Annotated in this window: 24 protein-coding genes and 1 pseudogene; 24 read left to right on the top strand and 1 reads right to left on the bottom strand. The window is 45.8% G+C overall.

What is annotated here, in order from left to right; translation table 11 throughout:
* Window positions 1-5: 5 nt before the first annotated feature.
* The 24 genes from rpl4p to FXW07_RS15330 all read left to right on the top strand — a co-directional run bounded on the left by rpl4p (window position 6) and on the right by FXW07_RS15330 (window position 12837).
* Window positions 6-767: a 50S ribosomal protein L4 gene (rpl4p, locus tag FXW07_RS15215; protein WP_048118681.1), complete on the top strand. Its 762-nt coding sequence runs from the start codon at window positions 6-8 to the stop codon at window positions 765-767.
* Complete coding sequence (locus tag FXW07_RS15220) at window positions 764-1012, top strand: 50S ribosomal protein L23 (RefSeq protein ID WP_048118677.1); 249 nt, start codon at window positions 764-766, stop codon at window positions 1010-1012. The genes rpl4p and FXW07_RS15220 overlap by 4 nt, the downstream gene beginning before the upstream one ends.
* Before the next feature lie 10 nt (window positions 1013-1022).
* Window positions 1023-1739: a 50S ribosomal protein L2 gene (locus FXW07_RS15225; protein ID WP_229396141.1), complete on the top strand. Its 717-nt coding sequence runs from the start codon at window positions 1023-1025 to the stop codon at window positions 1737-1739.
* A gap of 15 nt (window positions 1740-1754) precedes the next feature.
* Window positions 1755-2165, top strand: a complete 411-nt coding sequence (locus FXW07_RS15230) for a 30S ribosomal protein S19 (protein ID WP_048118671.1) — start codon at window positions 1755-1757, stop codon at window positions 2163-2165.
* An 11-nt stretch (window positions 2166-2176) separates the two neighbouring features.
* Window positions 2177-2632: a 50S ribosomal protein L22 gene (locus tag FXW07_RS15235; RefSeq protein WP_229396142.1), complete on the top strand. Its 456-nt coding sequence runs from the start codon at window positions 2177-2179 to the stop codon at window positions 2630-2632.
* Entirely contained in the window at window positions 2633-3568 is a 936-nt protein-coding gene (locus FXW07_RS15240; protein ID WP_229396143.1) for a 30S ribosomal protein S3, read from the top strand.
* Window positions 3568-3771, top strand: coding sequence for a 50S ribosomal protein L29 (gene rpmC, locus FXW07_RS15245; RefSeq protein ID WP_048108859.1), 204 nt, complete (start codon window positions 3568-3570; stop codon window positions 3769-3771). The genes FXW07_RS15240 and rpmC overlap by 1 nt, the downstream gene beginning before the upstream one ends.
* Window positions 3761-4093 carry a ribonuclease P protein component 1 gene (locus FXW07_RS15250; RefSeq protein WP_229396144.1) on the top strand — a complete coding sequence of 111 codons (333 nt, stop codon included), beginning with the start codon at window positions 3761-3763 and terminating at the stop codon, window positions 4091-4093. The genes rpmC and FXW07_RS15250 overlap by 11 nt, the downstream gene beginning before the upstream one ends.
* 4 nt (window positions 4094-4097) lie before the next feature.
* The gene (locus FXW07_RS15255; RefSeq protein ID WP_229396145.1) at window positions 4098-4427 is read left to right on the top strand and encodes a 30S ribosomal protein S17; all 330 of its coding nucleotides are present in this window, start codon (window positions 4098-4100) and stop codon (window positions 4425-4427) included.
* Window positions 4424-4822 carry a 50S ribosomal protein L14 gene (gene rpl14p / locus FXW07_RS15260; protein ID WP_048118652.1) on the top strand — a complete coding sequence of 133 codons (399 nt, stop codon included), beginning with the start codon at window positions 4424-4426 and terminating at the stop codon, window positions 4820-4822. The genes FXW07_RS15255 and rpl14p overlap by 4 nt, the downstream gene beginning before the upstream one ends.
* Window positions 4823-4832: 10 nt before the next feature.
* A complete protein-coding gene (rplX, locus tag FXW07_RS15265; protein WP_048118649.1) occupies window positions 4833-5183 on the top strand; it encodes a 50S ribosomal protein L24 in 351 nt (116 codons plus the stop codon).
* A gap of 13 nt (window positions 5184-5196) precedes the next feature.
* On the top strand, window positions 5197-5904 hold the full coding sequence (locus tag FXW07_RS15270; RefSeq protein WP_229396146.1) for a 30S ribosomal protein S4e: 708 nt from the start codon (window positions 5197-5199) through the stop codon (window positions 5902-5904).
* Between the two features lie 4 nt (window positions 5905-5908).
* Entirely contained in the window at window positions 5909-6406 is a 498-nt protein-coding gene (locus FXW07_RS15275; RefSeq protein ID WP_229396156.1) for a 50S ribosomal protein L5, read from the top strand.
* A complete protein-coding gene (locus tag FXW07_RS15280; RefSeq protein WP_048118645.1) occupies window positions 6407-6559 on the top strand; it encodes a 30S ribosomal protein S14 in 153 nt (50 codons plus the stop codon).
* Between the two features lie 10 nt (window positions 6560-6569).
* Complete coding sequence (locus FXW07_RS15285; RefSeq protein WP_229396147.1) at window positions 6570-6962, top strand: 30S ribosomal protein S8; 393 nt, start codon at window positions 6570-6572, stop codon at window positions 6960-6962.
* 15 nt (window positions 6963-6977) lie between these two features.
* Complete coding sequence (locus tag FXW07_RS15290; protein WP_229396148.1) at window positions 6978-7508, top strand: 50S ribosomal protein L6; 531 nt, start codon at window positions 6978-6980, stop codon at window positions 7506-7508.
* Between the two features lie 10 nt (window positions 7509-7518).
* Window positions 7519-7956 (top strand): 50S ribosomal protein L32e, encoded by a 438-nt coding sequence (locus FXW07_RS15295; protein ID WP_229396149.1) that lies wholly within the window; start codon window positions 7519-7521, stop codon window positions 7954-7956.
* 2 nt (window positions 7957-7958) lie between these two features.
* On the top strand, window positions 7959-8411 hold the full coding sequence (locus FXW07_RS15300) for a 50S ribosomal protein L19e (protein ID WP_048118636.1): 453 nt from the start codon (window positions 7959-7961) through the stop codon (window positions 8409-8411).
* Between the two features lie 16 nt (window positions 8412-8427).
* On the top strand, window positions 8428-8952 hold the full coding sequence (locus FXW07_RS15305) for a 50S ribosomal protein L18 (RefSeq protein WP_229396150.1): 525 nt from the start codon (window positions 8428-8430) through the stop codon (window positions 8950-8952).
* A 9-nt stretch (window positions 8953-8961) separates the two neighbouring features.
* A complete protein-coding gene (locus tag FXW07_RS15310; protein ID WP_229396151.1) occupies window positions 8962-9588 on the top strand; it encodes a 30S ribosomal protein S5 in 627 nt (208 codons plus the stop codon).
* A gap of 1 nt (window position 9589) precedes the next feature.
* The gene (locus tag FXW07_RS15315) at window positions 9590-10051 is read left to right on the top strand and encodes a 50S ribosomal protein L30 (RefSeq protein ID WP_048118626.1); all 462 of its coding nucleotides are present in this window, start codon (window positions 9590-9592) and stop codon (window positions 10049-10051) included.
* Between the two features lie 10 nt (window positions 10052-10061).
* A complete protein-coding gene (locus FXW07_RS15320) occupies window positions 10062-10484 on the top strand; it encodes an uL15 family ribosomal protein (protein WP_048118622.1) in 423 nt (140 codons plus the stop codon).
* 142 nt (window positions 10485-10626) lie between these two features.
* Window positions 10627-12105: a preprotein translocase subunit SecY gene (secY, locus tag FXW07_RS15325; RefSeq protein ID WP_229396152.1), complete on the top strand. Its 1479-nt coding sequence runs from the start codon at window positions 10627-10629 to the stop codon at window positions 12103-12105.
* An 84-nt stretch (window positions 12106-12189) separates the two neighbouring features.
* Window positions 12190-12837 (top strand): adenylate kinase, encoded by a 648-nt coding sequence (locus tag FXW07_RS15330; RefSeq protein WP_229396153.1) that lies wholly within the window; start codon window positions 12190-12192, stop codon window positions 12835-12837.
* Window positions 12838-13033: 196 nt separating this feature from the next.
* Here FXW07_RS15330 and FXW07_RS15335 read toward each other — a convergent pair.
* Window positions 13034-13540, bottom strand: a pseudogene (locus FXW07_RS15335) (IS1634 family transposase); the annotation flags it as partial.

Below are 13540 nucleotides of genomic sequence, written 5' to 3' on the forward strand. Positions count from 1 at the left end.
GTGAAATGGCTACAGCAAAAACAATAGACCTTACAGGGAAGGTTGTCAGGGAGATTGAGCTTCCCGACGTGTTTGACGTGGATTACCGACCTGACCTGATTAAAAAGGCAGTGCTTGCGGCACAGGCAAACAGGCTTCAACCCTATGGTCCCCGTCTCTATGCAGGGATGGAAACTTCCGCAAGAGGCTGGGGTTCAGGGCGAGGCGCATCCCATATTCCAAGGCTCGTAAACAGCAGCAGAGCTGCAAGAGTCCCGCACGCAAGAGGCGGAAGAAGAGCCCACCCACCAAAACCGGAAGCTGACAGAAGCGAAAAAGTCAACACCAAAGAACGCCGCTATGCAATCCGCTCCGCAATCGCAGCAACCAGGGATCCAACCCTCGTAAGCCTGAGGGGCCATATCTTTGAAGCCGAGCTTCCGATTGTTACGGAAAACGCTCTTGAAGACCTGGATAAGACAAAGCAGGTAATAGAATTCCTGCAGGCTATCGGAGTCTACGAAGACGTGCTCAGGGCAAAATACGGAAGACACATCAGGGCAGGCCGCGGAAAGCTTAGAGGTAGAAAATACAAGCACAAAAAGAGTATCCTTATTGTTGCAGGAGAAAGTGCTCCTATCCTGAAGGCCGCAAGAAACCTCTCAGGAGTAGACGTTGCAACAGTGGATTCACTTAATGCCGAACTGCTCGCACCTGGTACTCACGCAGGGCGCCTTACTATCTGGACAGAATCCGCAGTTGAGAAACTGGAAGGTGCATTCCAATGAGCTCCATTAATTATCCTTTTGTTACTGAAAAAGCGATGATGCTGCTTGATGAAAACAAGCTTCAGTTTATCGTGGATACCAGGTCAAACAAAAAGCAGATCGTAGAAGATGTTGAAAAACTGTACGGGTTCAAGGTAAAGGCCGTGCGAACCATGACAACCATGAAGGGCACGAAAAAAGCAATCCTGACATTCGAAGATCCTGAATCTGCACACGAGATTGCAACCCGGATAGGACTAATGTGAGGTGTGATGTATGGGTAAAAGAATCATATCACAAAACAGGGGTAGAGGTACTCCGACCTACAGAGCTCCTTCTCACAAGTACAAGGCAGAACTGAGGCACCCCCGTGTTGACGAAAACACGTCGATTCAGGGGAAAGTCATTAATCTCGAGCACGACCCTGCTCGCTCAGCTCCGATAGCAAAAGTTGCCTTTGAAACTGGGGAAGAACTTCTCCTGCTTGCCTCAGAAGGAATTGCAGTAGGGAGCACAATCGAGTGCGGAGACGATGCCGATGTCAGGCCAGGAAATATAGTTCCTATAGGAAAGGTGCCTGAAGGTTTCTTTATCTGCAATATCGAGTCAAAGCCAAATGACGGCGGCAGATTCGTGCGCTCCTCTGGTGTATACGCAACTGTCGTAACCCATGAACCTAACAGAACTGCAGTAGCAATGCCTTCAGGTAACATTAAATGGCTTAATCCGAAGTGCAGAGCAGTTGTCGGTATCGTTGCAGGCGGAGGCCGTGTGGACAGGCCATGGCTCAAAGCCGGGAAAAAATACCACAAAATGAAAACAAGAGCTGCTAAGTATCCCAGGGTTTCAGGAGTTGCCATGAACCCACGTGACCACCCATTCGGTGGAGGTGCCTGGAAGCACCCGGGCAAGCCCACAACGGTTAGCAGAAACGCTCCGCCTGGAAGGAAGGTCGGACTGATTGCAGCTAGAAGGACCGGAATGAAGCGCTGATGAGGGGTGTTCGTTATGGTTAAAAAATCATCATCAAGATTACCAAAGAGAAAGGGTGAGTATACCTACCGCGGGAAAACCGTCTCAGAACTTCAGGAACTGAGTCTTGAAGAGTTTGCAGAACTCCTGCCTTCAAGAGAACGCAGGAGCATTAAACGCGGGTTCACTGAAGGGCAGAAAAAAGTCCTGCATGAGTTTAAGGAAGGAAAGAAGGTCAGGACTCATCACAGAGACCTGATCATCCTTCCGGAAATGATCGGACAGACTATTGAAATCCACAATGGGAAAGGTTTCGTGAGTGTGGACCTCCAGCCTGAAATGATCGGGCACCGTTTTGGAGAATTCGCACCCACAAGATCAAAAGTTTCACACGGCAGTGCCGGTGTGGGAGCAACCCGTTCAAGCAAGTTCGTGCCACTGAAATGAGGTGAGAGGGAATGGCAAGAATTAATTATTCAGTTAAAGGAGACCCTGAGACAACCTCTAAGGCTATGGGTTCTGAACTCCATATTTCCCCTAAAAAGTCCCGTGAAGTCTGCTGCAAAATTAAGGGCATGAAAGTTGCTGAAGCAAGAAGGTTTTTAGAAGATGTAGTTGCTTTAAAGCAGGCAGTTCCCTTCAAAAGACACCACGATGGAACTGGACACCGAAAAGGTCCAATGGCTGCAGGCAGGTACCCTGTTAATGCTTCAAAAGAGATACTCAAGATTTTGAAGAATGCAGAAAGCAATGCCGAATATAAGGGCCTTGAACCCGCAAACATGTATATTATCCACGCTGCAATTCAACGCGGCAGGGTAATTCACGGGTTTATGCCGAGAGCCAGAGGACGGGCCACTCCCAAAGACACAGACACTGTAAATATTGAGATGATTCTTTCCGAGGTGCGCTAAATGGCAATAGAGAGAAAATTCGTAAATGATGGGTTTGTCAAAGCCTCCATGGACGAGTATTTCGCAGAACAGCTGAACAGAGCTGGATACGGCGGTATGGAGCTTAACAGGACCCCAATGGGCACCCAAATTGTTATCTATTCTGAAAAGCCTGGAATGGTAATCGGGAAAGCCGGAAAGGTCATCAGAAAGCTTACCCGGGACGTTGCAACCAAGTACAATCTTGAAAACCCGCAGATTGACGCTCAAGAAGTTAAGAAACCTGAACTTAACGCTCAGATGATGGCATCAAGGCTTGCAGCTTCAATTGAGAGAGGCTGGTATTTCAGGAAAGCCGGACACAACACCCTTCGTGCAGTCATGAATGCAGGTGCACTCGGCTGTGAAGTTGTTATTTCCGGGAAACTCACAGGTGCCAGGTCAAGAGTTGAAAAATTTATTGACGGGTACGTAAAGCATTCCGGACATCCTGTAGAAGAGGTCGTAGATGAAGGGTTTGCAGTAGCAGTCAAAAAGCTCGGGACCCTTGGCTGTAAAGTCAGGATCATTCAGCCAGACGTTGTCCTTCCTGACTCATATACTACCAGGGAACCAAGTGAGCCTGTAACTGAACCGGTTGAAAAGCCTGCAGAAAAACCTGCTGCAAAACCAGTTGAGAAACCTTCCGAAGCTCCTAAAAAGGAAAGCGTGGCAAAACCCAAAACTCCTGCAGTAGCACCTGAAAAACCAGTAGAAGCAGCTGAAGTTGCAGAACCTGAAGAAGCCGAGGAAGAACCTCAGGCTGAAGCAGCAGAAGACTTTGAAGAGGCTGAGGTCATTCAGGTTGAAGGTTCAGAAGAACTTAGAAGACAGGTCAACGGAGTCTGGCAGCACAAGCACGAGGGTTATGACTACTGGCATCCGATGGCAAGGGTTCACAAGGAGGCTAAGGAATAATGGCAATCCTCAGATCCAGAGAAATCCGGGATATGTCACTTGACGAAAGGGCTGACGAACTCGAGACTCTGAATAGTGAACTGGTCAGGGAACGTGCCCTTACTTCCGCAGGCGGAGCTCCTGAAAACCCGGGAAGAATCGGAGAAATCAGAAGAACGATTGCCCGGATAAAGACAATTCAGCATGAGCTAAATGAAATCTAAAGTGGAAATTCTACCTTCGACCCTTATCTACCATGAACTGATAGGGCTCGAAATTCAGGTGATTCGTTCCACTAATCCAGCATTGATAGGAAGCCGCGGCCTGGTGATTGACGAAACGAAAAATATGTTAATCATAGAAAACTCAGGGTCGCGGGAACTGAAGATTCCAAAGGCGGATTCGGAATTTCTCTTCCGAATCCCTGCCGAGCTCTCAGAAAAAGGCCGCAGATCCGATACATTCGTTAAAATTCAGGGAAACCTGCTGCTCTCACAACCCGAAAATCGGATCAAGAACATTAAAAAGTTACGCAAATGGGGCTAAACTCATGGCAAGAGATATTGGATTGAACATACCGGCGCCATCAGAAGAATGTAATGATTCATACTGTCCCTTCCACGGAACACTTCCAGTAAGAGGTCAAATCCTTGTGGGCACCGTGGTCAGCAGCAAGATGGACAATACGGTAGTTATTGAAAGGCAATACATGAAATTGGTGCCGAAATACCAGAGATACGAGAAGAGACGCTCGAAGGTTCACGCACACAACCCACCCTGCATTTCAGCAAAAGTCGGGGATATCGTTACGATTGCAGAATGCAGACGTATAAGCAAAACAAAGTCCTATGTGGTAGTTAAAGCGGAGGTGCCCAAATGAAAGGCATACGCTCCAACATCCCAAGGGCTCTCAATGCAGGTGCTAAGGTTCCCTGTGTGGACAACACCGGAGCCAAGGTCGTTGAGATTATTTCTGTCAAGAAATACAGAGGGGTAAAGAACAGAATGCCCTGCGCAGGAATTGGGGACATGTGCGTCGTCTCAGTAAAAAAAGGCACACCAGAAATGAGAAAGCAGGTTCTCCTTGCAGTAGTGGTTCGCCAGAAACAGGAGTTCCGCCGTCCGGATGGGTTGCATGTGTCCTTTGAGGACAATGCCATGGTAATCACGGATGAAGAAGGAATTCCAAAAGGCACGGACATAAAAGGTCCTATAGCAAGAGAAGTAGCTGAGAGGTACCCCAAGATCGGGACCACAGCATCTATCATTGTCTGAGGTGGCGAAAATGGTATCCAAACAGCCTAGAAAGCAGAGAAAGGCAAGATATAATGCGCCTCTGCACGTCAGACAGAAATTCATGGGCGCAAGGCTTAGTGAAGCACTCTCAAAGGAGTACGGCACAAGAAGCGCCGCAGTTATAGCGGGAGACACCGTGAAGGTCATGCGTGGAGATTATAAGGGAACTGAAGGAAAGGTCCAGGCCGTTTCGCTTCAGTACGGTACAATTTCTGTGGACGGCGTTATTTCCACCAAAGTGGATGGCACCGAAGTCTCAAGACCGATATACCCCTCCAATGTTATGATCACAAAACTGGAACTGAAGGACGGGCGCAGAGCATCAAGTATTAAGAAGTGAGGCAGGTGATTTTGTGACACACCAGAAAAGATTATCAATTCCAAGAAGCTGGAAGGCCGGAAAAAAAGGTTATAAGTGGGTCTCCACCACTCGCCCAGGGCCTCACAGTCAGGCACGCAGTCTTCCGCTCGGAATTATAATTCGTGATATTCTCAAGATTGTAGATAATAGCAGGGAAGGCAAAAAGATTCTCTCGGAAGGCAAAGTTCTTGTAGATGGGATTCCCAGAAAAGACCTCAGGTTCCCGGTTGGGCTTTTTGACGTAATTACACTCCCTCTCATAAATGAAACGTACAGGATGTTCCAGGACGAAAAGGGACGTCTGGTACTTCACAAGCTGGATGCAACAAACGTTAACAAATTGTGCAGGATCAACAACAAGACTACTCTCAAAGGAGGAAAGGTTCAGCTTAACCTGAATGACGGGACCAACATTCCGGGTTCTAACGAGTACGGTACAAAGGACTCTCTGATCCTCTCATTGCCTGACAAGCAGATAGTAAAGCACCTGCAGTTCAAGGTCGGCAATCTGGCAATGGTAGTAGGCGGCCGGCACTCTGGAGAAATCGGAAAGATCACTGAAATCAAGGAAGTTAAGAGTTCAAGACACAATACAGTCGCGATTTCAGGGGAAACCGATTTCGAAACAATTGAAGATTACGTTATTGTCATTGGCGAGGACAAGCCTGAGATCCGGCTCGGTGGTGAGATAATTGAGTAATATTATGCGCACTCCCGTTGTTGAGAAAGTAATTGTCCATATGGGTGTTGGAGAAAGTGGCCAGCATCTAGTAAATGCCGAAGAAATCCTCAAGACTGTTACAGGGCAGGGAGTTGTCAGGTGCTTTGCCAAGAGGACCCTTCCGGCTTTCTCGATCAAAAAGAACGAGCCTATCGGCTGCAAAGTAACCCTGAGAGGCCAGAGAGCCCAGCAGTTTCTCGAGACTGCTCTTGGTATCGTTGATAAGACTCTTGTCAGATCCCAGTTTGATTCCCTTGGAAACGTCTCTTTCGGAATTGAAGAACACACTGATTTTCCGGGCATGAGATATGACCCGAATATCGGGGTTTTCGGAATGGACGTAACAGTTGTTATCAAGCGCCCTGGAGAAAGAATCTGCAAGAGAAGGATTGCAACAAGGAAGATCCCGGCTAACCACAAGGTCACAGTTGAGGATGCTATTGCTTTCCTGAACGATAGCTATGGCGTGGAGGTCATGTAAATGGCGGAGACTATAAATAAGTCCGGAAAAGGAGTAAACGTGTGCAAGCGGTGTGGAAGAAAGCAGGGACTTGTCCGCAAATATGACATTTACCTCTGCAGGCACTGTTTCAGGGAGATTGCCCACGATATGGGTTTTGAGAAGTATTCATAAGGTGATTAAAATGGTATTACTTGATCCTCTTGCAAATGCCCTTTCCACAATCAAAAATGCCGAAGCTATTGGGAAAAGTTCCTGTATTATCAGGCCTGCCTCAAAAAACATTGGCAACGTGTTGAAGGTTATGCAAGATCTCGGCTACATTGGAGAATTCGAGTTTATCGATGATGGAAAAGCCGGAATCTACAGTGTAACCCTTGTGGGAAGAGTCAACAAATGCGGTGCAATCAAGCCGCGGTATTCCGTAGGAACTGACAGCTTTGAACGCTGGGAAAAGCAGTTTCTGCCGGCAAAGAACTTTGGCGCCCTTATAATAACTACTTCAAGCGGAGTTATGTCCCAGTACGAAGCCCGTGAGAAGAAGATTGGTGGGCAACTTCTTGCTTATGTGTACTGATGGAGGGAACAGGAAATGGTTAAGGAAATTGCAAGAAAAATAGAGGTTCCTGAAGGAATTTCCGTTTCTATCTCTCAGGATGTGTTTACAGCCAGTGGCCCTCTGGGGACTGTAGAAAGAAAACTATGGTATCCTGGAATCAAGATCTACGTCAGGGACGGCGAAGTAGAGGTAGATGCAGAATCTTCCAGGAAAGAACAGAAAGCCATGGTAGGCACTTTTACTTCCCACATCAAAAACCTTATAAAAGGCGTAAATGAGGGTTTTGAGTGCAAGATGACTATCCTGTACGCTCACTTCCCTATGCAGGTAAAAGTTGATGGTAAGACCCTCATAATAGGAAACTTCCTTGGAGAAAAAAAGCCAAGAGTCGCAAAGATTCTTGGTGAAACAAAGGTTAAGGTTTCTGGAAATGAGGTGACTGTTTCCGGAATCAACAAGGAAGATGTTGGGCAGACTGCCGCAAATATTGAACAGAAAACCAAGATCAAGAGATTCGACCCAAGGATTTTCCAGGACGGAATCTACATTGTGCAGAAGCCCTGAGGTGGTTATGATGGCAGAAGAATTAAAATCAGAAAGTACTTCAGTTTCCACCCTTGATATGGACTCTGAATCCAGGCGATTATTCAATGTGAGAAAAGTCCAGAAGGGAAAGAAGCCCCAGTTTAAGAGAGCAGCCTGTCATAAATTTAAGAGGCTTGACAGCAACTGGAGGCGTCCGAGAGGTTCTCAGGGTAAACAGCGTCGAAAGTATGTCTCAAAAGGTGCCCATGCCCAGGTAGGGTACGGAAGTCCTGCTGCAGTAAAAGGATTGCACCCTTCCGGTTATTCTGATGTGCTTGTTTCCAGCGTTGCTGAGCTTGAGCTCGTTGATCCTTCTTATGAAGCTATCAGGATAGCATCGACAGTAGGCTCAAGAAAGAAAGCTGTTATTATCACAAAAGCTGGAGAACTCGGTATTAAAGTACTGAACCCTGGAAGGAGTGAATAAAAATGTCAGATCTGGCCAATCAAAGAAGGTTAGCCTCCAAGATTCTCGAATGCGGACTTGACAGGGTATGGCTTAATCCGGAAGCCTCCGAAGAGATCGCGTCGGCAATTACCAGGGAAGATATTCGCGGGCTCATTGAGAAAGGCACTATTAAAGCCAAGCCGATCAAAGGAGTCAGCAGAGGCCGAGCCAGAGCTCTTGCTGCCAAGCGCAAGTATGGGCACTGCAAAGGTCAAGGTTCAAGAAAAGGTAAGAAAGGGGCCCGTACTCCTAAGAAGGAGCAGTGGATCAAAAAGATCAGGGCTCTTAGAAGAAGGCTCAAGGAACTGCGTGCAGATGGAACACTTGATAAATCCGTGTACTGCAGACTTTACAGAAAAGCAAAAGGCGGCGAATACAGAAGCGTTTCCCACCTGAACTCCCACCTTGGGTCTGAAAAACTGTTAAAGAAATAACCTGGAGGAGCTAAATATGGCAACAGGACCAAGATATAAGGTTCCTTTTAGACGAAGAAGAGAAGGACGCACTAATTACCACCTGCGACTCAAGTTACTGCTCTCAAGGCAGGACCGTGTGGTTGTCAGGAAGAGTGCAAGAAATGTTCAAATCCAGTTAATAGCTCCAACCCCAGAGGGGGATATAACTTATTCCTCAGCCGCTTCGAGTGAGCTTGCTAAGTACGGTTATACAGGGTCTACTGGAAACACAACGGCTGCATACCTTACAGGGCTCCTTTTCGGGCTTAAAAGCTTGAATAAGGGATATGAAGAAGGAATTCTGGATATAGGACTTCAGGCTTCCTCTGCAGGTTCCAGAGTCTATGCTGCGCTTAAAGGCATAGTAGACTCGGGTTTTGAAGTCCCCTGCAGCCCTGAAGTTTTCCCTTCGGAAGAGAGAATCCGGGGAGAGCACATTGCTGAATATAGAGAAGAGAGCTCAGACCTGCCAGAGCAGTTTGAAGCAACCAAAGAGAAAATCTTTGCTGAATTTAGTTAAGGTGATTAAATGGCATTCGATGAAGATTGGGTTCCAAAAACCAGGCTTGGAAAATTAGTCATGGAAGGACAGGTTGCTTCCATGGAAGAAGCAATCAAATCAGGCCTGCCTATCAGGGAGCCTCAGATAATTGATATGCTGCTTCCTGACCTGGAAGACGAGGTGCTCGATATTAACATGGTCCAGAGGATGACTGACTCCGGACGCCGTGTGAAATTCAGAGCAACCGTAATCGTAGGGAACAGAAATGGCTATGTAGGGCTCGGGCAGGCAAAGGATGTGCAGGTAGGGCCTGCTATCCGTAAAGCAATTGATGCTGCAAAGCTCGATATCACCTATATCCGCAGAGGCTGCGGGTCATGGGAATGCGCCTGCGGTCTGCCTCACACCGTTCCTTATGAAGTAACCGGAAAGGCAGGCAGTGTAAGCGTAACTCTTATTCCGGCACCAAGAGGCCTTGGAATTGCTGCAGGAAATACTGCAACCAAAGTGCTGGAAAAAGCCGGAATTAAAGACGTATGGACCAAGACCTTCGGTACTACCCGGTCTACTCTTAACTTCGCAAAGGCAACCTTTGACGCCCTTAACCAGGTGAATGTTATGAGGCTGCCAGTCTACTGTAAGGAGGATGCCTGATATGTATGCCATTGTTAGGTTGAGAGGTCAGGTTAATGTCCGGTACACGATTGAAGATACAATGAAGATGCTTCGTCTGCACAAGGTTAACCATTGTGTGTTTGTGCCCGAGAATCCTCATTTCAAAGGTATGGTCCAGAAGGTGAAGGACTACGTTGCCTTTGGGGAAATTGATGCAAAGACTTTTGCAGAGATCCTCGAAAACCGTGGAAGACTCGAAGGCAATACTCGCCTGACTGAGGAATACATCCGGGAAAACACAGCCTATGATTCAATTCAGGCTTTTGCCGAAGCTGTTGTTGAAGGAGAAGCTACCCTTAAGGACGTTCCAAAACTGAAGCCCGTTTTCAGGCTTCACCCTCCAAGAAAAGGACATGCAGGGATTAAAAGAACCGTAAAGCAGGGCGGCGAACTCGGAGACCACGGCGATGGTATCAATGCACTCCTGCACAAAATGAGATAAGGTGGTTGGAATGGATACAAAGAAGTTCAGAGGATCCAGGACCTGCGGAGGCGGGACTCATAAAAACAGGCGTGGAGCCGGAAACCGCGGAGGCCGTGGAAAAGCCGGAGGCTGTAAGCACCACTTTGTAAGAGCTATGCTCAGGGGATACAGCTACGGAAAGCATGGTTTCAAGCTCCCTGCTGAGATTTCCAGGGATGTTTCCATAGTAAATGTGGGAGAACTTGACGAACTTGCCCCTTACCTTGTTGAGGAAGGGCTTGCAGAAATCAAAGATGGTGCGTACCACATTAACCTTGAAAACCTCGAAATCGAAAAAGTACTCGGAAGCGGACGTGTTACGAAGAACCTTGTGGTCACTTCTGAAGGATTCTCCGCATCTGCCCGCGAAAAAATTGAAGCCGCTGGCGGAAGTTGCATCGATGCCGAATAAGTAATGTCACCTGGCATTACTTATTTTAATTCTTTTGGTAACTTTTTCATATTAGATGTACTATACTTACCAATGTCTTACGGTAAAACGTGATCTAACATTTTAAATATTATAATAAACTATATTTTGAATGGTGTAATCGATGACTCTCAGGGATACGTTAGAACCGTTTTTTAACAAGTTACCTGCAGTAGCAAGTCCGGAAAAACACGTCCATTTTAAGGATAAGCTCTGGTGGACTCTGGGAGTCCTTTTGCTGTACTTTGCTCTGGCAAATGTACCGCTTTTTGGGATGTCCCAGGACTCGGTTGACCTTTTTGAATCTTATCGTGCCTTCTTTGCAGGCGCGTCTGGATCTTTAATTCTCCTAGGTATCGGGCCTATTGTAACGGCTTCGATTGTCCTGCAACTTCTTGTTGGAGCAGATATCATTAAATTGGACCTGTCAGATCCCAAAGATCAGTCATTCTTCCAGGGAGCTCAGAAGTTCCTTGTGTTTGTCATGATCATACTGGAAGCTCTGCCGCAGCTACTTGGTGGCTATATCCAGCCGGATACAGGACTTGCTTCTGCTCTAGGTGTAGGCCTGGGAGTAATCACCTTCCTGCTTCTTATCCAGATCTTTATTGGAGGCGCGCTGATCCTTTTCATGGATGAAGTGGTTTCCAAGTGGGGCATCGGGTCAGGAGTTGGACTTTTCATTGTTGCGGGAATCTCCCAGCAGATTGTTACAGGAATCTTTAACTGGCAGTATGATTCTTCCGGGCTCCCGGTCGGGCTGATTCCAAAATGGATTTATATCGCCCAGAACGTCGGAGCAGATTACCTCTTCTCAGGTGAGGGTGTAGTGTTCATGCTGGTCAGAGGAGGAATTCTTGCACTGCTAAGCACAGTTGTTATCTTCTTACTTGTGGTATACGTGGAAAGTACAAGAATCGAAATCCCTCTCGCCCATAGTGCGGTTAGAGGAGCTAGGGGCCGTTTTCCTGTTAAGTTGATATATGCATCAGTCTTACCGATGATTCTTGTCAGAGCTCTTCAGGCTAATATCCAGATGATTGGAATTATTCTTGCCAGTCGTGGAATCACTTTCCTTGGAGAGTTCCATGGGTCTACGCCTCTAAACGGGATTATGTATTATCTTGCTCCAATACACAGTCCTTACGATTGGATTCCATCTCTTGTGAAAGAGTCCTTTTCAAGTTATGGGGCGGTTACACCTGCAAACTGGCAGATTGTACTTCATGTATTTACAGATGCTACTATGCTTATCGTAGGTGGAATCATCTTTGCACTTTTCTGGATAGAAACAACTGGTATGGGAGCTAAACCCACTGCCCAGAAGATTTTCAATTCAGGTATGCAGATTCCGGGTTTCAGGAGGAATATTAGCAGTATTGAAAAAGTTACCCAGCGCTATATCCCAAAAGTTACTGTAATAGGTGGAGCTTTCATAGGGATTCTTACGTTGATTGCAAGCTTGCTCGGTACTCTTGGAAGTACAAGTGGTACCGGACTTTTGCTGGCTGTCAGTATCGTATATCGTCTCTATGAGGACATAGCTTCCGAGCAGATGATGGAAATGCACCCAATGATCCGCTCCTTCTTTGGGGAACAGTAAGAGGTTCTTTTTGAGCTGTAATAAGGACTCGAATAAGAGAGATGTAATGTAAACAAACTAAAGGATAAACACAGGGATCTTCAAATGAATATAATACTCTTTGGGCCCCCCGGTGCCGGAAAAGGCACCCAGGCCAAAAAAATGGTTGACAACTATGGAATCCCGCAGATCTCCACAGGGGATATCCTGCGGGCAAATGTCAGGGAAGGAACAGAGCTTGGGCTTGCAGCCAAGGGATATATGGACAAAGGAGAACTTGTTCCTGATGAGGTACTTATAGGGATAATTAAGAACCGTCTGAAAGAACAGGACTGTGAAAAAGGTTTTATCCTTGACGGATATCCAAGAACAATACCTCAGGCTGACGCTCTTGCAGTCATCCTTGATGAGATCAATAAGCCCATAGATGTTGTTCTCAACCTCGAAGTTCCTGATGAAGAACTGGTAGAAAGAATAAGCGGCCGCCTTATGTGCAATTGTGGTGCTAGCTATCACAGGACTTTTAACCCGCCGAAAAAAGATGATGTCTGTGATATTTGCGGGAGTAAGGTTTTTCAGCGCGATGACGACAAAGAAGAGGCCGTCAAGAACCGTCTCAATGTCTATAAAAAACAGACCGAACCCCTTATTGAGTATTACACAAAGCAGGGATTTCTGGTAACTTTAGACGGTACAAAAGATATTGATGAGGTCTTTGAAGTAATAAAGGCAGTTCTTACAAAATTTGCCTGAATTCTTCATTTCTTTTTTATTTTATTAAATCTCTGAATTTTTATATCATCAAATCGTCTGACTTATTTATTTTATTAAATATTCCGACTTTTCTATTATAGTAAATCTTCTGATTTTTATATTTTATTTAATAATCTGACTTTTCTATTTTATTAGCTGATATTGTATTTATCCTAGCTTCGGCAGGTTAACGCAACTAGATATATATCTTTTCATATTCCTCCCCCATGAGACTCAATATTTTCCAGTGAATTTCTTCCATATTCAGTATTTCTGACTTTGTTTTCCCTTTTTTCTGCGTTATAAGTTCTGTAATTCCTTGAAACTTGAAAAATATCCATCTCATTGTTGGTTTTTTTGTTGGTTTCCCTTTTTGATCTGGAACCGTTTCATTTTCTTCTTCTAACTTTGTCCTTAATTTCCATTCTGCAATTGCATAAATCATTAAGCAGAGAACCATTATCATTGTCAACGCTTCAATCCTTGATTTATTCTTGAGATACACCTTCGATATGCTAAAGGTATCACTTTTCAAAAATCGGAATCCTTTTTCTACTTTATCCTGTTCTTTGTAATACTTCAGCATCTCTTCAGGAGAAAGACTGATATCATTACTTGCAAGAATGAAAAGTCCCATTTTTTCCATTTCTTTTAAAACAAAAGCATCATTAACCTTTATAATTCAATCAATCCTGTAAAATGT

This window comes from Methanosarcina sp. DH1, assembly GCF_020804205.1.
Lineage (GTDB): Archaea > Halobacteriota > Methanosarcinia > Methanosarcinales > Methanosarcinaceae > Methanosarcina > Methanosarcina vacuolata.